This window comes from Tenacibaculum profundicola (assembly GCF_057220795.1).
Window position 1 is genome coordinate 3855317 of record NZ_CM170137.1, and the last position, 20035, is coordinate 3875351.

General features: G+C 31.9%; 14 protein-coding genes, 1 pseudogene and 1 riboswitch. Of the genes and pseudogenes, 9 read left to right on the forward strand and 6 right to left on the reverse strand.

Annotated elements, in window-relative coordinates; translation table 11 throughout:
• Positions 1–43 precede the first annotated feature (43 nt).
• Complete coding sequence (locus AC2TDS_RS15760) at positions 44–748, reverse strand: SIMPL domain-containing protein (RefSeq protein ID WP_484736538.1); 705 nt, start codon at positions 746–748, stop codon at positions 44–46.
• Positions 749–1184: 436 nt separating this feature from the next.
• Between AC2TDS_RS15760 and AC2TDS_RS15765 the strand changes: the two genes are divergently transcribed.
• Genes AC2TDS_RS15765 through AC2TDS_RS15775 form a run of 3 tightly spaced genes read left to right on the forward strand, consistent with a single transcriptional unit; the run spans position 1185 to position 4644 of the window.
• Positions 1185–3392 (forward strand): tetratricopeptide repeat-containing sensor histidine kinase, encoded by a 2208-nt coding sequence (locus AC2TDS_RS15765; protein ID WP_484736539.1) that lies wholly within the window; start codon positions 1185–1187, stop codon positions 3390–3392.
• 4 nt (positions 3393–3396) lie between these two features.
• The gene (locus tag AC2TDS_RS15770) at positions 3397–4128 is read left to right on the forward strand and encodes a LytR/AlgR family response regulator transcription factor (RefSeq protein WP_484736540.1); all 732 of its coding nucleotides are present in this window, start codon (positions 3397–3399) and stop codon (positions 4126–4128) included.
• The gene (locus tag AC2TDS_RS15775; RefSeq protein ID WP_484736541.1) at positions 4129–4644 is read left to right on the forward strand and encodes a gamma carbonic anhydrase family protein; all 516 of its coding nucleotides are present in this window, start codon (positions 4129–4131) and stop codon (positions 4642–4644) included.
• 289 nt (positions 4645–4933) lie between these two features.
• Here AC2TDS_RS15775 and AC2TDS_RS15780 read toward each other — a convergent pair whose 3' ends face one another.
• Positions 4934–5377 carry a hypothetical protein gene (locus AC2TDS_RS15780; protein WP_484736542.1) on the reverse strand — a complete coding sequence of 148 codons (444 nt, stop codon included), beginning with the start codon at positions 5375–5377 and terminating at the stop codon, positions 4934–4936.
• 166 nt (positions 5378–5543) lie between these two features.
• Between AC2TDS_RS15780 and AC2TDS_RS15785 the strand changes: the two genes are divergently transcribed.
• The 4 genes from AC2TDS_RS15785 to AC2TDS_RS15800 all read left to right on the forward strand — a co-directional run bounded on the left by AC2TDS_RS15785 (position 5544) and on the right by AC2TDS_RS15800 (position 13037).
• Positions 5544–6521 (forward strand): endonuclease/exonuclease/phosphatase family protein, encoded by a 978-nt coding sequence (locus AC2TDS_RS15785; RefSeq protein WP_484736543.1) that lies wholly within the window; start codon positions 5544–5546, stop codon positions 6519–6521.
• A gap of 223 nt (positions 6522–6744) precedes the next feature.
• Positions 6745–6862, forward strand: a riboswitch (SAM riboswitch).
• 126 nt (positions 6863–6988) lie between these two features.
• Positions 6989–8281, forward strand: a complete 1293-nt coding sequence (locus AC2TDS_RS15790) for an O-acetylhomoserine aminocarboxypropyltransferase/cysteine synthase family protein (protein ID WP_484736544.1) — start codon at positions 6989–6991, stop codon at positions 8279–8281.
• A gap of 19 nt (positions 8282–8300) precedes the next feature.
• The gene (gene thrA, locus AC2TDS_RS15795; protein ID WP_484736545.1) at positions 8301–11705 is read left to right on the forward strand and encodes a bifunctional aspartate kinase/homoserine dehydrogenase I; all 3405 of its coding nucleotides are present in this window, start codon (positions 8301–8303) and stop codon (positions 11703–11705) included.
• A gap of 165 nt (positions 11706–11870) precedes the next feature.
• Positions 11871–13037: a trans-sulfuration enzyme family protein gene (locus AC2TDS_RS15800; protein ID WP_484736546.1), complete on the forward strand. Its 1167-nt coding sequence runs from the start codon at positions 11871–11873 to the stop codon at positions 13035–13037.
• A gap of 174 nt (positions 13038–13211) precedes the next feature.
• Here AC2TDS_RS15800 and AC2TDS_RS15805 read toward each other — a convergent pair whose 3' ends face one another.
• Entirely contained in the window at positions 13212–14921 is a 1710-nt protein-coding gene (locus AC2TDS_RS15805) for a serine hydrolase domain-containing protein (RefSeq protein WP_484736547.1), read from the reverse strand.
• Between the two features lie 71 nt (positions 14922–14992).
• Positions 14993–15529, reverse strand: a complete 537-nt coding sequence (gene relB, locus AC2TDS_RS15810; RefSeq protein ID WP_484736548.1) for a type II toxin-antitoxin system RelB family anti-toxin — start codon at positions 15527–15529, stop codon at positions 14993–14995.
• A 457-nt stretch (positions 15530–15986) separates the two neighbouring features.
• Here relB and AC2TDS_RS15815 point away from each other — a divergent pair.
• Positions 15987–16454, forward strand: a pseudogene (locus AC2TDS_RS15815) (PLP-dependent transferase); the annotation flags it as partial.
• Between the two features lie 801 nt (positions 16455–17255).
• Here AC2TDS_RS15815 and AC2TDS_RS15820 read toward each other — a convergent pair.
• Together AC2TDS_RS15820 and AC2TDS_RS15825 are read right to left on the reverse strand one after the other, a co-directional pair.
• On the reverse strand, positions 17256–17897 hold the full coding sequence (locus AC2TDS_RS15820) for a leucine-rich repeat domain-containing protein (protein ID WP_484736549.1): 642 nt from the start codon (positions 17895–17897) through the stop codon (positions 17256–17258).
• A 381-nt stretch (positions 17898–18278) separates the two neighbouring features.
• Positions 18279–18677 carry a hypothetical protein gene (locus AC2TDS_RS15825; protein ID WP_484736550.1) on the reverse strand — a complete coding sequence of 133 codons (399 nt, stop codon included), beginning with the start codon at positions 18675–18677 and terminating at the stop codon, positions 18279–18281.
• A 607-nt stretch (positions 18678–19284) separates the two neighbouring features.
• On the opposite strand from AC2TDS_RS15825, the gene AC2TDS_RS15830 reads away from it, so the two are divergent.
• Complete coding sequence (locus AC2TDS_RS15830; RefSeq protein ID WP_484736551.1) at positions 19285–19755, forward strand: hypothetical protein; 471 nt, start codon at positions 19285–19287, stop codon at positions 19753–19755.
• The last annotated feature ends 280 nt before the right edge of the window (positions 19756–20035 follow it).

Consider the following 20035-nt stretch of genomic DNA (forward strand, 5'->3'; position numbering starts at 1 on the left):
TGTTTTTAGGTTATACAATCATTGAAAGTTTGGTGTTGTATATTTAGTGTTTAATCTCAAAAATGACATGAATGGTAGCAGTCAGTTTGATGTTTTCAAATTGAATAGGAGCTGTTTTTAAACGTTTTACTTTTGAAATACCCGATTGGTATAAATTGGTGTTTCCAACATAATTAATTGAAGAAAAGTCTTCTAAACGCTGTTCAATTTCAACTACTTTTAAAGGGTTACCGGTTTTTGCATGGATTGCATGAAGCAAGTAATCCGCTTTCTCTTTTGCTGCTTTGATGGCAGCGATTCTATTTTTCTTTTTATAAGCGGAAAGTTTAGAGTGTGTTGCTTTTGTTATCGTCGCATCGGTAATTTGTAGCTTTTCAAAAATATTGAAAAGCTTTAGTAATTTTTTAGGTTGATCGATTTTTAGAGAATATTTACCAAACGAAAGCATCTCTTTATGCCACCAGCCGGTTTTGGCAATAATAGAGTTGATTTCTGAAATAAATAAATGATCACTAGAGATACCTATGGCCAGTAATTCTTTTGATAAAGAATTCTCTAGGTCGTTTAGAGTAACTTTTTTACCATTTTCCATTCGTTCTTGTAAGCAAAGATCTATATAAATCTCATCCGGACTAAGCGTCAATTCGGCTCTTCCTTGAACATCAATTTGTGCTAGTTCAGAGAAGCTCGTTTGTCCAAAACAAGTAGTGAAACTAATAACAAGTAAAAAAAAGTAACTATTTTTCATGTCAAATATTAGGGTTGATTATATGGTAAAACTAGGGACATCTTTCTTTTTAAAAAACCGATAATGAGTCAATGGGGAGTTTCAATGAGTAAATCATTGGTTTACTTGAGTTATCAAGTAAAAACGAGTGCAAAAAAAGAACCGTAAGTAAAAACTGAGTTTTTTTTATTGGTTTTTTGATGATATGTTTACACTGATAAAATTGATAATTTCATCTATGAGGTTCGGTACTTATAGAATGAATGTAAGTCAATAATGAAGAAAGTACCACTAGAATAGTTGTAAATTAGTGACTTGTCTAGTTGATAAAAATGATATTCGAGCGTAACTGAACGCTTGTTTATGCCAAAATCCTCCATGTCAATAAACTCTCGGCTCCGTTCGAGTTGACATTGAATCATTTTAAATATCTTTAGAAAAAAGAAAATAGACGATAATGCTGAGAAAAATACAAATAGGTTGCTTTTTTATAATGACTCAAATACTGATGTCTCAGGAGTCTCGTGACCATACCGAATTGTCCATCAAGCTAAAGATTGTAAATAAGGAAACTAAAAACTCAATAGGGAATGCGGATGTGTCTGTCAATGGATTTTATTTTGATTACTCACCTATTTTTGATAGATATGAAATAAAGGCCAAAAAAGACGACGAGCTAGTAGTGCGTCATCCTGATTTTCAAACGGTATTCTATACCATCAAAACTGATGAGGATATTCGTATAGAAGTAGAAGAAACACTACAAAATAGGAAGCTCTCTAGTAAATCAAAACTAAAAAAAACACACTATATAAGTGGTAATAGCGTAAGAAAAAAGAAAGACCTATTCCATGAATACTTAGATTCAGCCAAATTTTACAAGAAAACAAACCTTGATAAAAGTCTATCATTCATTGAAAAAACGCTAAAAGAAACATCTACAAGAACCAGAAGATCTGCTTCTTTTGAGGTGTTAGCAGATGTATATTTTTATTGGAAACAATACGATTTGGCTATAGAAAATTACAAGGCATCTTTACAACAAAAAGATGTTCCGAAAATTCGTTTGAAATTGGCTAAAACACAATTTTTATATGGTTCTTATAAAGAAAGTGAACAATCTTATATTCGGTGCATGAAAGGCAAGCTTGCAAATTATGAAAGGCTCTTGTTATTTGAAGGATTGGGAGATGTATCCAAAGCACAAAATATGTTGCCAAAGGCACAGTTGAATTATAAGGCAGCTCTCTCAATTGCTAGAGAGAATATAATTACTCCTAAAATAACAGACCTAAATTCAAAATTGGCAGAAGTTTATGCAAAATTAGGAAGGGTGACGGAAGCTGATTCGTTGTTTAAGAATTCTTTAGAGTTAGCGAATAAAGAAAATATCCGACGATCATTAAAAGAAGAACAAAAAGTAGCTGATTATTTTAATACCTCAAAAAGATTTGATGAAGAAATTCAGTTGCGTAAAAGAAGCTTAAGAAAAGCGAATGAAATCGTTGTTGAAGCTGATGATACAGAAACGCTGGTTGATTCGATTACTAGCCAAAAAATTAACTATAAAATAGGAAATGCCTACCTGCAAAAAGAAGCCTATAAGAAAGCGATTCCATTCTTTGAAAAAAGTATTGATGACGCTAATAAAAATGACGATCTGATCATTCAAAAAGATGCTACAAGAAAATTGTCAGAGGTTTATGAAACGGTAGGAGATTATACAAAAGCACTAGAAAGTTATCAGAATTATGTGAAATTAGTGGATGCCTTGTATTCTAAAAAGGAACAAGAAATACAGCGAACAAAAAGAATTAGCAAACGTATTTCCGATAACCAGAACAGAATAGCCAGTTTAGAAAAAGATAAATTGCTTTCGGAAAGCAAAATAAACTTGGCATATAAAGATCAACAACTGGTTCGAGAAAATAATAAACGACAAGAAATTATAATTTACTCGCTACTAGGCGGCATATTACTGATTAGTTTATTGGTGTACTTTATGTATAGAAATATAAAGCAGCAAAAATTAGCCAATAATTTACTAGCGTTAAAATCAATGCGTTCACAAATGAATCCGCATTTTATATTTAATGCGTTAAACTCTGTGAATAGCTTTATTGCTGTGAACGATGAACGAAGTGCTAACAGATACTTATCTGAATTTTCCATATTGATGCGTTCTGTTCTTGAAAATTCAGATGAAGATTTTATTCCGCTTTCAAAAGAAATAGAATTGTTACAATTGTATGTAAAGCTAGAGCATAACAGATTTCAGGATAAATTTGATTATACAATTTCTATCGATGAAAAAATATCTTTAGACGTGTATACGATCCCTCCAATGCTTTTACAACCATATATTGAAAATGCCATATGGCACGGACTTCGCTATCGAAAGGAAAAAGGATACCTAACGATTTCAATGAGACAAAAATCTGAGGATATTGTCGTAATCGTTATAGAAGACAATGGAATAGGACGACAAAAATCGACAGAACTGAAAACAAAAAATCAGCTAAAACAAAAGTCAAAAGGAATGAGCACAATTACCAGTAGAATTAATATTCTTAACCAGATGTATCAAGATAAAATTTCAGTAAAGGTATCGGATGCTTTTGACGATGGTAAGGGAACTAAAGTAGAATTATATTTAAAAAAATAAGCGGATGAAAATAAAAGCAATAATTGTAGAAGATGAGGCTATAAGTAGAGATATTTTAAAAAATTATATAGCTAAATATTGCCCCAATGTTGAGGTCTTAGGAGAGGCGAGTAATATAGAAGAAGGATATAAATTACTGCAAAAAAATGCGTTAGACTTGGTGTTTTTAGACGTAGAAATGCCTTATGGAAACGCTTTCGATTTATTAGAAAGAGTTGGAGAAAGGACGTTTGAAACTATTTTTGTTACGGCCTATGACCATTATGCAATAGAAGCACTAAACAATCAAGCGTCGTATTATTTGTTAAAACCAATATCAATTGACGAGTTGATAAAATCAGTAAACCATGTTACTGAGATCAAAGAAAGAGAGGTAAAACTAGAAAACAGCATTTTAACACCTAAAGAAATTGTTAAATCTGGTAAAATAACCATACCGCAACAAAATGGTTTTGAGGTAATAAATGTAAATGATATATTGTTTTGTAAGGCAGATGATAATTATACAGAAATCTATTTTACGAATACTAAAAAATTAGTCAGTAAAACGCTAAAACATTTCGAAGATATATTGAAAGAATATACTTTTGCTAGAGTTCATAAATCATATTTAGTGAATGTAAATATGATCGTTAAATATAAGAGGGGCAAAGGAGGAAGTATTGTGCTATCAAATGGAAAAGAGATCATGGTGTCTGCAACGAAAAAAGCAAATTTATTATCATATTTTAAATAAATGAAAGTAATCAAATCAGTAAACGGTAAACACCCGCAAATTCCAGAGAATTGTTATGTCGCTGAAAATGCAACAATTGTGGGAGATGTTGTAATGGGGAATGAATGTAGTGTGTGGTTTAACGCGGTAATTCGTGGTGATGTGCATTATATCAAAATGGGGAATAAAGTAAATGTTCAAGATGGAGCAGTGATTCATGCAACCTATCAAAAATCACCAACAAATATTGGAAATAATGTGTCTATCGGACATAATGCAATTGTTCATGGTTGCACTATTCACGATAATGTTTTGGTGGGGATGGGAAGTATCATTATGGATGATTGCGTAGTTGAATCGAATACTATTATTGCTGCGGGCGCTGTCGTGACTAAAAACACGGTAGTAGAAAGCGGTAGTATATACGCTGGGGTTCCTGCCAAAAAAGTAAAAGACATTTCGTCAGAACTGATTTCAGGTGAAATAGATAGAATTGCAACGAATTATGTGACATATTCGGGATGGTTTAAAGAATAAAACACCAACAAAATGATTGCTAATACCGCTGTTTAAGTAACACTACGCAATTATTTCCTATGGCATAATTCTGGTTAAAAGGTTTCCAATAACCACATACAGTTCAACATGAAAGTAATCAACATTATGATCATTTAACAAATTTAGAAATCAGTTTTTCATAAATAAATGGTATAAAACAAAACCTCGATTCATTACGAACCGAGGTTTTTGAAAAACAATCTACTATTTAATTGAATTTTGAATCAACTAATTCATCACCATTGACTAGGTATTATTTCTGATCTTTTTACTCTTCTTTTCGCGTATTCATTTTACGATTTTTTCTATGCTTAGTTTTCTTTTTTGTTTTATGCATTTTTTTAGCCTGCATTTTTTCAAATTTTTCATATTGCTGCACATCTAAGATACTTTTCATATCAGCTTTAAAAGCAATTTGGTTGTCTAGTTTAGCATTCGTCATTGCATAACGCTCATCAGCAGTTAGTTTTTTACCATTTTCTTTCATGGTTTTCCTTTTTGAACGCATTTGCTCTCTTTCAGCAATTCGTTCACTTAGTAAAGGCATAATCTTTTCTTGTTGAGAGGCAGTTAAATCTAATTTTAACGTCATTTTCTTGACCGTTATCTCAGCTTGTTGGGCTACAGTCATTTTTTCTTTTTTGCCATCTTGAGCTGATATTGAAGCTGAAATACTTAAAGCAAACAATACTAAACCAATTATTTTTTTCATCTTATTTTTATATTTTAATTACATATCTATGACAATACAAACTAAAAAAGGTTTAAATTTGAAAGAGAAATTAACACTTTTTAAGACTTTAATAAACTAGATACAGCGCCAAAAAGAGGCGGCTTAAAACAGCAAGTAGGTCTACTTAATTAATAACATAAAATTGATGAAACGTTTTTTACCCACACTCCTAAAACTAGTATTGCTAATCAGTATCCTTTCAGTAGTTTTTTTTTATTGGGCTTCTTCTGCAACCCTTGAAAAATCAGCATATTCAGAATTATTGTTAAAAGAATATAAAACATCAATAGACAATGATTCCATATACAGTATCGTAACCTATAACATAGGGTATTTAAGCGGAATGACCAATAATAGAGCAGTAGCTAAACCAAAAGAATTATTTGATGCTAATTTGAAAAAAGTTACAGGAGAAATAAGAATAACGAATCCAGATATTATTGCATTTCAAGAAATAGATTATGACGCATCACGTTCTTATGAAGTCAATCAAGAAGAAGAAATAGCAAAATTAGGATATAATCATATAGCAAGAGGCATTAACTGGGATGAACGCTATTTACCTTTTCCTTATTGGCCTCCAAGTATGCATTTTGGTAAAGTTGTTTCAGGGCAATCAATATTGAGTAAATATCCGTTAAAAAAGCATAAAAGAATTGTTTTAGAAAGAGTGCCGAATAATCCTTTTTATAGAGATGCTTTTTACTTAGACAGGTTGTTACAAGTGGTTACGGTAGTTTTAGAAGGGAAAGAAGTAGTGGTGATGAATGTGCATCTAGAGGCTTTTGATAAACTTACTAGAGTAAAGCAATTACAGGAAGTGGTCCGTTTGTTTTTAGAATTTTCCAAAACAACACCAACTATTTTATTGGGCGACTTTAATAGTGACCCAACATATAAAGAACCTGCAATTAGCCAAGTTTTTGAACTACCAGGTGTGGGGAGTGCTGCTTTTTCAGACACAAATTATGACTTGACTTTTGATACCAAAGAACCTTTTGAACGTCTAGACTATATTTTTTATACTAAAAACTCTATAGAGTATGTGGGGGGTGAGGTATTAAAAAGCTTCGGAGAAGCCTCGGATCATTTGCCTGTTGAAATGAAATTTAAATTTAAATAATACGTTTTCGGGAGGTTCATTATAGATCATAGTATTCATTGTGAGTACTAACCTATAGGTAAAATACAAATATGAATGCAAGTATATGATTGTGTAACGTCACCTGAGAGTTACTGAAAGTACCTAAAACACTTGAGTTTTGAAAAAAAGTGAAATAATATTAGGATGTTAAGAATTTATTTCTAAATATTTGTATTCGTAAAAGTTCAAAAACTTATTGACCATGTTATCAAGAAAGGTGGAGGGATTAGACCCTGCGAAGCCTTAGCAACCCTTTGCTATTTTCATGCAAAGAAGGTGCTAAATTCTACCAAAGTTTTTTACTTTAGGATAGATAACCCAAAGAAGTTTCTTAAATCTATAGAAACAACTTCTAATTTCTTAATAACATTTTTCTAGTAAGCGACATCTAATAAGATGTGTTTTGGCTTTTGGTTTAATTATTAATTAACTCAAAAACAAGAAAAATGAGTACACAAAAATTCGCAACAAATGCGTTGCATGCAGGGCACGACGTTACACAAACAGCAGGAACCAGAGCTGTTCCGATTTATCAAACGACATCGTATGTTTTTAACGATGCCGATCATGCGGCAAATTTGTTTTCACTAAAAGAGTTAGGTTTTATTTATACACGATTAAATAACCCAACCAATCAAATTTTACAAGAACGCTTAGCAGCTTTAGAGGGAGGTGTTGGAGCAGTTGTATTTGCCTCAGGAACAGCAGCTATTTCAACAGGATTACTGACCTTATTAAAAGCAGGAGATCATATTGTAGCTTCTAGCAGTTTATACGGCGGAACCTATAACTTATTAAATGTTACGCTACCTAGATTAGGAATTACCACTACTTTTGTTGATGCATCAAATCCTGATAATTTTGGAGAGGCGATTCAAGAAAATACTAGAGCTATCTTTGTCGAATCGTTAGGGAATCCAAAACTAGATGTGCTAGACCTAAAGGCGATTTCTGCCGAGGCAAAAAAGGCCAACATACCATTTATAGTTGATAATACGGTAGCTACTCCTGCCTTGCTTAATCCCATTGAATATGGAGCAAACATTGTTATTCACTCATTAACCAAATATATTGGAGGTCAGGGAAATTCTCTAGGTGGAGCCATTGTTGATGCAGGGAATTTTAATTGGGCGAATGGCAAATTCCCAGAATTTACGGAGCCTTCAGCAGGATATCATGGATTAAAATACTATGAAACTCTTGGAGCAGCATCGTATACATTTAAATTGATATTAGAAGGCTTAAGAGACTTTGGAGGTGCTTTGAGCCCTACAAATGCATTTCAAATTATTCAAGGGTTGGAAACACTAGAAGTTAGAATTCAAAAACATAGTGAGAATGCATTGGCAATAGCCACATGGCTAGAACAACAAGAAGAAGTAACATGGGTTAATTACCCCGGGCTTCAAAGTAGTAAGTATAAACAATTAGCAGATTTATATTTGAGTAAAGGGCAAAGTGGTATTGTAACTTTTGGTGCAAAAGGAGGATACGAAGCTGCAAAAAAGATTGTTAACAATACAAAATTGTTTTCACTACTTGCAAATATTGGAGATACCAAATCGTTAATAATTCATCCTGCTAGTACAACACATCAGCAGTTAAATGATAAAGCTCAAGAAAATGCCGGAGTAACCAAAGACCTAATTCGATTGTCTGTTGGTTTAGAAAATATAGATGATTTAAAAACCGATTTAAAAGAAGCTTTTTCATCGATTACCCAAGAAATTTTAGCCTAACATCATTTTAAAATGTATCATGAGTTTTAACGAAAAATTAAAAAAGATAACGGTTCCTAGTTATACTACAGAAAGTAATATTCAGTATACGAATTTACCGTTAAGTTATCAGTTGTTTGGCAAGGAATTAGGCACTGCTCCTGTAGTTTTAATAAATCATGCGCTAACAGGTAACAGTAATGTTGGAGGTGATGCTGGTTGGTGGTCAGATTTAGTAGGAGAAAATAACGTTATTGATACCTTGAAATACTCAGTATTGTGTTTTAATATTCCTGGTAATGGGTTTGATGATTTCTTAATTGATAATTACAAAAGTTTTGTGGCTCGCGATATAGCGAATATATTTTTACTAGGCTTAGAAGCACTTAAAATTGATACACTTTTTGCGTTAATAGGAGGCTCTTTAGGCGGTGGTATAGCATGGGAAATGGTGGTGTTAAACCCGAGTATTACAAAGCATTTAATTCCTGTTGCTACTGATTGGAAATCGACGGATTGGTTAATAGCCAATTGTCAAATACAAGAGCAATTTCTTGTAAATTCAAGCAACCCGGTACACGATGCACGTATGCATGCTATGCTATGCTACCGTACACCAGAGTCTTTTAAAAAGCGTTTTCAACGCACTAAAAATGAGAAACTACAAATTTTCAATGTAGAAAGTTGGTTGCTACATCATGGTAAAAAATTACAAGAACGTTATCAGTTGGCTTCTTACAAATTGATGAATCAGTTGTTAAAAACAATTGACGTAACCAAAGGAAGAGAAGAACTCAACGTACTAGAAACAATCGAAGCTGATATCCATATTATTGGTGTTAATTCTGATTTGTTTTTTACTGCTGAGGAAAATAGAGAGACTCATAAAGAATTGGCAACTGTGCATCCTAATGTGACCTATAACGAAATAAATTCTGTTCATGGACACGATGCTTTTTTGATAGAGCACGAACAATTAAAAAAAATAATTGAACCAATATTCAATAAAAATTCTAAGCATAAAAAGATGAAAGTTTTAAAATTTGGAGGAAAATCACTATCCAATATAGGAATACACCAGGTAATTTCAATAATAGAGCAAAAAATAAATGAAGGTGAGAAAATAGCCGTGGTGGTTTCAGCAAGAGGAAATGCCACCGATGCGTTAGAAAAGATACTAGAAAAAGCGGCTAATAATGAAATTTACGGGCAGCAATTGGAACAGTTCAAATATGAGCAAACTCAAATTACACCTTTAATTGATTATTCGAATGAGTTTAATCGTTTAGAAAAATTATTAGAAGGGGTAAGCCTGTTAGGCGATTATAGTCAAAAAATTAAAGATGAGGTATTGGCTCAAGGAGAGTTGTTAGCCATAAAAACAGTGACCGATTTATTAGAACAAAAAGGGATAAATGCAAAAGCAACGGACGCTAGAGAACTGTTTAAAACAGATGAAAACTTTGGTAATGCACATCCAATTATTGATGTTTCTAAAGAAAATGTGAGTAACTATTTTGAAAAATATAATGGAGATACGGTAAATGTGGTTACGGGGTTTATAGCTTCTACCTTAAAAGATGAAACAACAACATTAGGAAGAAATGGGAGTAATTATACAGCCTCATTATTGGCAAATTATTTAGATGCTGAAGAACTACAAAACTACACGCATGTTGACGGTATCTTTACAGCGAACCCAGATTTAGTTGCTGACGCAAAGAAAATAGAGAAACTATCGTTTTCAGAAGCCAATGAATTGGCAAATTTTGGCGCCAATATTTTACATGCTAAAACGATTATTCCTCTATTGGAAAAAAATATTAATTTACGTATTCTAAATACTTTTAATAGCCATGATAAAGGAACTTTAATCACAGCGAAATCTACCTCTAAAGGGATTAAGTCACTTTCTGTTTTGGACAATGTTGCTTTGCTTAATTTTGAAGGTAGAGGGTTGCTTGGTAAAGTAGGGGTAGATGCCCGTATTTTTAGAACCTTAAGTAATCGAGAAATTAGTGTGAGTATTATTTCGCAAGGATCTTCTGAGAGAGGAATTGGATTGGTGGTTGATAAAGGGAGAGCAGAAGAAGCTGTCAAAGCACTAGAACACGAATTTGAAAATGATTTTTATACCAAAGACGTTAATAAAATTTCAATAATTGATGATGTGTCAGTAATATCCATTATTGGGCAGGATTTAAGTGAGTTCCATCAGCCTTTTAATGCATTAATAAAGAATCAAATAGTCCCATTATTATTTAATAATACCATTTCAGGTAAAAATGTGAGTTTAGTTGTTAGAAAACAACAATTGCATAAAGCATTGAATGTAATTCATGGGCAAGTATTTGGAGTGGCTAAAAAAATCAATATTGCTGTATTTGGAAAAGGGCTTGTTGGAGGAACATTGATAGAGCAAATTTTAGATAGTACTCAGTCAATTTTAGAAAGACGTAAAATTCAATTGAATGTATTTGCCATTGCAAATTCATCCAAAGTATTATTGAATAAACAGGGAGTAACAAAAAGTTGGGCTGAAGAATTACAGCACAGTGATGATACTAAAACCATTGTAGAAAGTGTTATAGCCTATGCTAAGGAACACCATCTAGAGAATTTAATTGCTGTTGATAACACAGCGAGTGTCGATTTTATTAATAACTACCAATCGTTGGTAAAATCAGGGTTTGATTTAGTGTCATCAAATAAAATAGCGAATACTGTTTCGTATAGTTTTTATAAAGAGTTACGAGCTACCTTAGAAGAAAATAAGAAGAGTTATTTGTATGAAACAAATGTAGGTGCCGGACTTCCGCTTATTGATACTATTAAACTTCTCCATGATTCTGGTGAAAATATAACGAGAATTAGAGGTGTTTTTTCTGGTTCATTGAGCTACTTATTTAATCGTTTTTCGGCTGATGAGGTTTCTTTTTCAACAGTGTTACAAGAAGCCATTGATAAAGGATTTACAGAACCCGATCCGCGAGAGGATTTATGCGGAAATGACGTTGCCAGAAAATTGTTGATTTTGGCACGTGAGTTAGATTTGGAAAATGAATTCGAAGATATAGAAATAGAAAATTTAATACCAAGGGAGTTTAGAAATATTTCTTCGGAAGGTTTTTTAGCCGATTTAAAGAAGTTAGATGTGCCGTTTCAGCTACAAAAAAATGTACAAAAACCGAATCATGTGTTGCGTTATATTGGAGACTTACATGGGGATTTGCAACAGTCAAAAGGTGTGTTAGATGTGAAGTTGGTTTCTGTACCCATAAATTCTCCTTTAGGGAGTTTGAAAGGATCGGATGCAATATTTGAAATCTATACCGAATCGTATGGAGAACAACCTATTGTTATTCAAGGAGCAGGAGCAGGAGCAAAAGTTACCGCAAGGGGCGTGTTTGGAGACATTTTACGATTAGCAAAAAACACCAATTAATATCATTTGTGAGTTGGTATTACCTTTAATAGGTATACTATAGTTTCACTTATTAATAGAGTTTAATACTCATAAGCATAATATTATAATAGTATTAGAGAAGATTCAGCGCTAAAAGAGCATACCATACGATTAGTCAAAACCTAAACTAGAAATCAAAAAAACATGAATAAAAACTTTGAAACAATAGCCATAAGAACACAGACAGAACGCACGCAATTTTCTGAACATTCAACACCCTTATACTTGACGTCAAGTTTTGTGTTTGACGATGCGGAAGATATGAGAGCTTCGTTTGCAGAGGAAAAAGAGAAAAACTTGTACAGTCGATTTTCTAATCCAAATACAACAGAATTTGTAACTAAAATTGTAGCGATGGAAGGCGCAGAATCTGGCTATGCTTTTGCCACTGGAATGGCGGCCGTTTTTTCGACCTTTGCTGCATTGTTAAATGCTGGTGATCATATTGTTTCTTCACGTTCAGTTTTTGGATCAACGCATAGTTTATTTACAAAATATTTTCCGAAGTGGAATATTGAAACCAGTTATTTCAAGGTAAATGAACCTGATACAATTGAGCGTTTAATTCAACCGAACACCAAAATTTTATACGCAGAAACACCAACAAACCCAGCTGTTGATATTCTTGATTTGGAATTACTTGGACGTATAGCTAAGAAGCATAATTTATTGTTGGTGATAGACAATTGTTTTGCCACTCCGTATTTACAAAATCCAATAGAGTTTGGTGCAGACTTGGTGATTCATTCGGCGACAAAACTAATTGATGGTCAAGGAAGAGTTTTAGGTGGGGTAACCGTAGGGAAAGCAGACTTGATTAGGGAGATATACCTTTTTTCGAGGAATACCGGTCCTGCAATGTCGCCATTTAATGCATGGGTACTATCAAAGAGTCTTGAAACACTAGCATTAAGAGTAGAAAAGCATTGTGAAAATGCATTAAAAGTAGCAAAGTTTTTAGAAGAACACCCGAAAGTTGACCTTGTTAAATATCCTTTCTTAAAATCACATCCGCAATATGATGTTGCTAAAAAACAAATGCGTTTAGGAGGCAATATTGTAGCCTTTGAGATTAACGGAGGAATAAGTGCTGGTCGTTCGTTTTTAAATTCGATAAAAATGTGCTCATTGTCGGCGAATTTAGGAGATACTAGAACCATTGTAACCCATCCTGCATCTACCACCCATAGTAAATTAAGCGAAACAGATAGATTAGAAGTTGGAATTACAGACGGTTTGGTGAGGTGCTCTATAGGTTTAGAAAATGTTGAAGACGTAATTGCCGATTTAGAACAAGCTTTGAATGGTTAGTGTTAATTACACCAATTTTTAGATAAACAATTATTTCGATGATTCGTACTTGTGTCTAACGTGACTCTTTGCATAAACTTTGTTTTTTTTATAACTGCTACATATAGGATTTAAAGATAAATGATTTTAAGCAACGGAAAATTGGGGTGTACGAACTTGTGTTTTATGTTCAAACTAAGTTATTTTTTTGAAATATACGTTTCTTGTTCTACCATTGGATATTTTTAAACCTATAACTTTACCTTTTTTACTTGTTTTTATTTCAACAATACCGATTGGCCAATTACCCGAAAAAATGGTGTTATATAACTGCTTTAGTTTAATTTTTCCGTGTTTTGCATGTTCTATATAGATATTGGATTCTAATATAGAAATAGAATAGGTTGTTTTTAATTCTGAGCTATAATAAGTGCCAACAAGCATTTTAAAGTTATTTGTGTTTTTGTTTATATTATTTTGAAGAAAAGTAAATACTCCAGGTATATTATTTTCAGTCGTAATAATCATTTGGTGTGTTTCGCTATTAAATTTTACAGTAGGCTTCACGGGCGAGTTTATCATTCTAAAAGTATTCTTTTCTATGGGTAATAAAGCCCATTCAGTAGTCGCTGAGCTTGCGTATCGTAGGGTGTCAGTTTTTACATATACCTTTCGCCCAATTTTCTCTTCATCGCTCCAATAAACGCCTTCAAATTGTTTAAGTATTTCGGTTGAAAACTTAATAAAATTATCCGGTTTTGGAAGCTTTTTAGGTGTGCTTTTCAGTTCTGTTTTTTTATGATCACCTAATATAATTGTAGAAATTCTATTAACCTTTAATCCAATATTACTTTCTGAAAAATTAGATAGAATTATAATATTCAGTTTTTCTTCAGGATAAGTTCTTACAATCGCTCTGAACCCACCAACAGCTCCTCCATGTTGTATTACCTTCCTATCTGAATAGCTTTCAATTCGTACACCAAAACCATAATTCGTTGTAAAACCATTGTTAAGTGGCGTGGTTGATAATAATTTATTAAAAGACCTTTTCCATTTTTTTTGAGGATTTATAAAATTTTCAAGCCATAGGTTAAGATCTTTTGTTATTGAGTACATATTTCCAGACCCAAAGTATTCCCAATATTCCATAACTCGTTTAAACTCCTTACTTCCATAGTATGATGTAGCATTATTTGGAACAATATGCCCTGTATGAGTCTTAACATATGTGTTTTTCATACCAAGAGGATTAAATATATTTTTCTTCATCCATTGGTTAAATGTTGCTTGGGTTACATTTTCAATAATTTTAGCTAAAAGTATATATCCTGTATTGCAATACAAAAATTCATCTCCAGGCTTGAAATTGAGTTCTTTTTGGTTCTCAACAATTCTATAAAGGTCTTCGTTTGTTTCTATATCACCTGTTCTCCAGCCTGCTAATGCTAATAACCCGTGACTATCTCTTAAGCCACTTGTGTGTTGTAAAAGGTGACGTATGGTTATTGTTTCTCCAAAATTTGGAAATTCAGGAATGTGTTTTTCTATACTATCGTCAAAAGAGAGTTTGTTTTGCTCTTCTAACAACACTATCCCCATAGCAGTAAATTGCTTAGATATGGAGCCAATATTAAAAAGGGTATTATTTGAGTTAGGCACGGTGTATTCAATGTTAGCTAACCCATAAGCCTTTGAAAAAATAGTTTTTCCATTTTGGGTTATCATTATAGAACCTCCGGGATGATTAGGTGCATTCCAAGTCGCAAATATGCTGTCTAATTTTCGAAGTTGTTCTTGACTAGTTTGGCTGAAGGTACTGTTGACAAAAAAGAAAAAAGGTAAATGATTAAATGATGATTTTTTGATCTCATAATTACGTTTATTATCTGAGGCAAAAATCAATAATTAATAAAAAAATCAAAAAAAATAAACCCGCCAAAAAGCCGACAACAACCGCCAATACTAGAGGAAACCTAGATAATGCTAAACGTTAAGTTAAAATAAAGTTTGTGTTGTTTGTTAAGTACAATACTGTTTATGATGATGACCAAAACATTAGCAATCACCAGAACCAGTAGAAGTCCAACTACAATATTACGACCAAACTCTCCTAAATTGAGAATCATTCCAATTAAGTATACCGATATCATTATAAAAGCCCATAGTATTTGAATTGTAATGATCTGTTTGGTTATAGCATTTAATTGTTTTTTGATGAGAGTGATCGTCAATGGTAATACAAAATTTAGAACTGGAATAAAGACAACAATTAAAGAAGAGAGATTGATTAAATTAACTAAGGTAGTATTGAACGCCTCAATTGAGGTGTCTTTTTTGATAAGGTCTATTTCGCTTATACTTAATGCTTTCGTTAAAGCTTTCAAAGTATAACCTTTTGGGTCAATTCCTGATTCTATTCGCTGAATAGTTCTTACGGAGACTCCTGATTTTTTTGAAAGCTCTTCCTGAGTTAAGTTTTGCTTTTCTCTATATTCTGCTAATTTGGACATATATTTTCTTTTGAGTCAGAGGTTGGTCTTATGAACACAACGGGAGTCTGTGTAAACACTCCTTTTCTTCATAACTGCTACACGCAGGATTCAAAGATAAATGATTTTAAGCAATGGAAAAATGGGGTATGTCAACGTGATTTTTTGTTTTCAACATAAAAAGGCCTTAAAAACGCAAAAAAACAATTTTCTAAGAATAAAGTCTCAATAATAGAGTTGCTAACATCAATACCGATTAACTTATAAGTTTTATAAATAGTTGAAAAGTTAGTATTAATATCTATGTCATTTACTCAAGGTTTTGCATAAAACTTACCTTTTAAAAGGGATTTCCGGTAATTGTTGTTTTTAATATGTGTAAAAAGTATAATACCTAGGTCTATTTGGATGACATATAGTTGGTTATTGGGTATAATTTTCATTCCCATTTTTTCATTAGTTCGGTTACACCTTTCTTAATACCGGTCCTGCAATGTCGCTATTTAATGCATGGGTACTATCAAAGAGTCTTGAAGCACTAGCATTAAGAGTAGAAAAGCACTGTGAAAATGCATTAAAAGTAGCAAAGTTTTTAGAAGAACACCCGAAAGTTAACTTTGTTAAATATCCTTTCTTAAAATCACATCCGCAATATGATGTTGCCAAAAAACAAATGCGTTTAGGAGGCAATATTGTAGCCTTCGAGATTAACTGAGGAATAAGTGCTGGTCGTTCGTTTTTAAATTCGATAAAAATGTGCTCTTTGTCGGCGAATTTAGGAGATACTAGAACCATTGTAACCTATCCTGCATCAACCACTCATAGTAAATTAAGTGAATGGGATAGATTAGAAGTTGGAATTACAGATGGTTTGGTGAGGTGCTCTATAGGTTTAGAAAATGTTGAAGACGTAATTGCCGATTTAGAACAAGCTTTGAATGGTTAGTGTTAATTACACCAATTTTTAGATAAACAATTATTTTGATGATTCGCACTTGTGTTTTACCTATAAATCGCCATCATACTGCATAAACAGGAACACAAAGAAGGAACAGAACATATTATCATAGCTACATCCGTATAGGACATTAGATGAAGCTTATACTTCAATTAGAGGCTAGTATCTAAGTTGAAAAGGGTTTGTATACAACGATATTTACGAACCGACGCAAAGGATAACGGTACGTATGGCGGTATCACTCTCCTTCATTATGAGGATAGTTGGCTAGTCGATTGTTTACTGCTTTTTTCAAGCCCGCTATAATATCGATACTAATATTTATAAAGAAAATAAATTGAACAATTGAGATCAAAAGAAATAAAATAAAAATACTGATAGTTACATATTCGAGATATATAAATTCGGTTTCTTGATATTTACGCGGTTGAATTGATCTATTATTGATTATAGAAATAAGAAATTTTAAAATAAAAAGACGAATTATAGTAATTGTTGTATGCGTGTTAGTCATCCATCTTAAATGGTTGTTATTAAGTTTTTTAACAATGAAATACCCTAATCCAACTATCAAAAAATATATAGAAATCCAATAAGATAAATGGTGGTGATATATTACAAAATATATGTCATGTACATTTACATCAAATGGTTCATCTGTACTTAGAAATCCAACTAAGAAACTATAGGAATTATCCCCCAAAATATTAAATATGGCTCTCTAAATACTTTTCTCATTAGTACTTGTGTCTAACGTGACTCTTTGCATAAACTTTATTTTAATAATATCTATTCAAATTCGAATACGGTAAAGGGATCTTTAATCCATTTATGGGGTAGCCAATACTTTTCTTCAATCATTAACTTGGAATATGTTTCGTAACTGTTTCCATCGTCTAATTTGATACTAGTTAAGTGTTTGTTTTTATAAGTGAACAGTGTTTTTAAATTATAGTTATTACCATTTCGTATATTTAAATATCGTATTTGATTATCAAAACAATATACATGTTCCAGACTCCTGTTTTTTGTTAAATCTAAACGTGATACTTTATTGTTAGAACACCACAAAGTTTTTAATTTCAAGTTTTTAGATACGTCTACATTAGTCAATAAATTATCCCAGCAGTATAAATATTCTAGTTCTTTATTATTGGTTAAATCAATCGATGAAATTTCATTATCACTACAAATTAACTCCTTCAAAGAGGTAAAAGCTTGAATTCCTTTAAGAGATTTTATATTTTTAGATTTACAGTTAATAGTTTTTGTATACGATCTGGCTTCACTTAATTGTATTTCAAAATCACCATTCGTGTTAATCTCTGGATTGTTTACTAGGCATTTTTTAAAATTTTCGTCTGGAATTTCTACAGTTTTGTCACAAGAAGTAAGTTGAATTATGAATAATATGAATAGAAGCTTTCTCATTTTTTTGAAAACAAATATAATAAAAAACATCTATTTTGTGCTCATATTGAAGGTTTAATAAAATAGCTCAGCAAGAAATAATACCACAATGACAGTTCTAAATTATGTCATTTTTGATATAACTGTTATCGTATACTAGTATTGGTAAATTGATCTTAGTAATAGTATATAAGCACTAAATTTATCACTAAAAAAGAACTAAATGCCTGTTAGAACCCAAGATCTTCACTTTTGAAATAAATCAAACCTGTCATTTTTCTTATAACGATGATTGGATCCCTCAATAGGGAATATAGATTTGGCTTGTTGGAATGCCATAGGGTTGGATGTATTCAAAGTAATGTTTAGCTCCGCTTTTTTATTATTTCGGTCACATTTTTCTTAATTTCGATTTTTATAGGTTTTTTTTGCTTCCTTTCTTGTTCGTTTAAGTATATTTTTTCCGAATTCACTTTTAATTAGTTCGTTCATTTTTTTTGAGTAACATTTTGATTCCGCTGTTATAACGCAACCTCCCTCTTTAATTAGGATTCCGTATTTAGATTTCATATAATTTTGATAGAATTTGCTAAATTCCCATTCATCTTTCGTTTTTACAATCAGCCCGTAAGAGTATGATTTATATATTTTATTTTTTGCGTCTTTAATTGCACGTTTTATTCCGTCTTTGCAACTTCCAATTACAATGGGTTTTTTGGGAGTATTCTTTTGGTTTTCTTGAGATTGAGAATATGATAGAGAGAAGGAATAAAATGCAATTAATATCAAAAGCTGTTTCATGTGATGTAGTTTTCTCATAATTGTTGGTAATGTGTGTGTAAAGATTTAAAATACAGCTTTATACTGCTAAAATAATTCAAATACCTTAACCATAACAACAACTTTATAGCTTTTGTGACTCTTGTTTTTAGTTACCTCCATGATGGTAAAGATGTTTTTATAGTTAATGGTCTCTTTTTCATAAGTATTACTCCTTTTTTTATAACTTTTTTTGTTGTTTTGTTTACTACTTTTGTAGTAATATAATATTTATTGTTCCCCTTTTTATTAGCTCCTAACGGAGCTTTTTTTAAACTCAAATTTCTGTATATTTTAAGAACTATTCCAAAAAAAAGTAACCAATTAACTTTGTTTAGTTGAATTGGTATGCTATAATACACTAAATAGGATCTTTAAATTAAAACATAAATGTATTGCTTTTTTGAATAGTTGGCGTTTTTTGTATTCTTCTAGTCTAATGTTTTTCACTACTGTCAATATCAATTTCCTAATTCTGTTTCTGTAAATTCAATATTAAGTTATGATACTCAGTATTTCGAGCTAACTTTTTTAAAATAAAATTATTTAGAATAGTTATAAATAGTTAATTTTACGAAAAAGTTTAAACATGGATATTATTTCATTCTCACTTGTAAATTCAAGAGTTGAAGACTATTTAACCACATCAATTTTTATCAATGGATTCGATTTAAAAGGCATACTCGCAGAAATAGAACAAAAGCAATTAAAGCATAAAGACGATGAATATATTGTTGGGGCATACGAAGGTATTTCTCCTTTTATAGCCTTTCATATGCATAATCATTTTTTAAAAGACACGATTAATGAATATGTACATGTTGATAACAAACACACGTTATTAGAATATGCTAACTCCGGAGTACCGGGAGACCATACTGTTGCTTGCAATATTGATATTTATACAAATACTGTTAGATGGTCTAATTTTACAAACTACTCTACATTAGTAAATAATAATTTTAATTACGAGGCTTTGACTTTTGAATTTGATCGTATACAATATGAAAATGCAATCAATCTAATAACTTCAACTGACATAAACGCTTTGTATGCATAAACTTTGTGTCTTCTTATGCGTTGTTATAATTTTTTGAGGTATATATAGTCCTTCAAAACATACCTAGCCTAAGAAACTCAAGATTAACTGCAGATTATAAGATAAATTGATTTCAGGTTAGTAGTGAATGGCACACTTAAGCTGAATCATGGAATTTAATTTCGTTATGAGAGAAGTAAGTAGCATAAAGTTGAAATTACATGTTTGTTTTTAAGGTAGTTGTGCTTTTTGTACCATTTGAGATGTTAATGTACCGACCATAGTTGTTATGGTAAATACC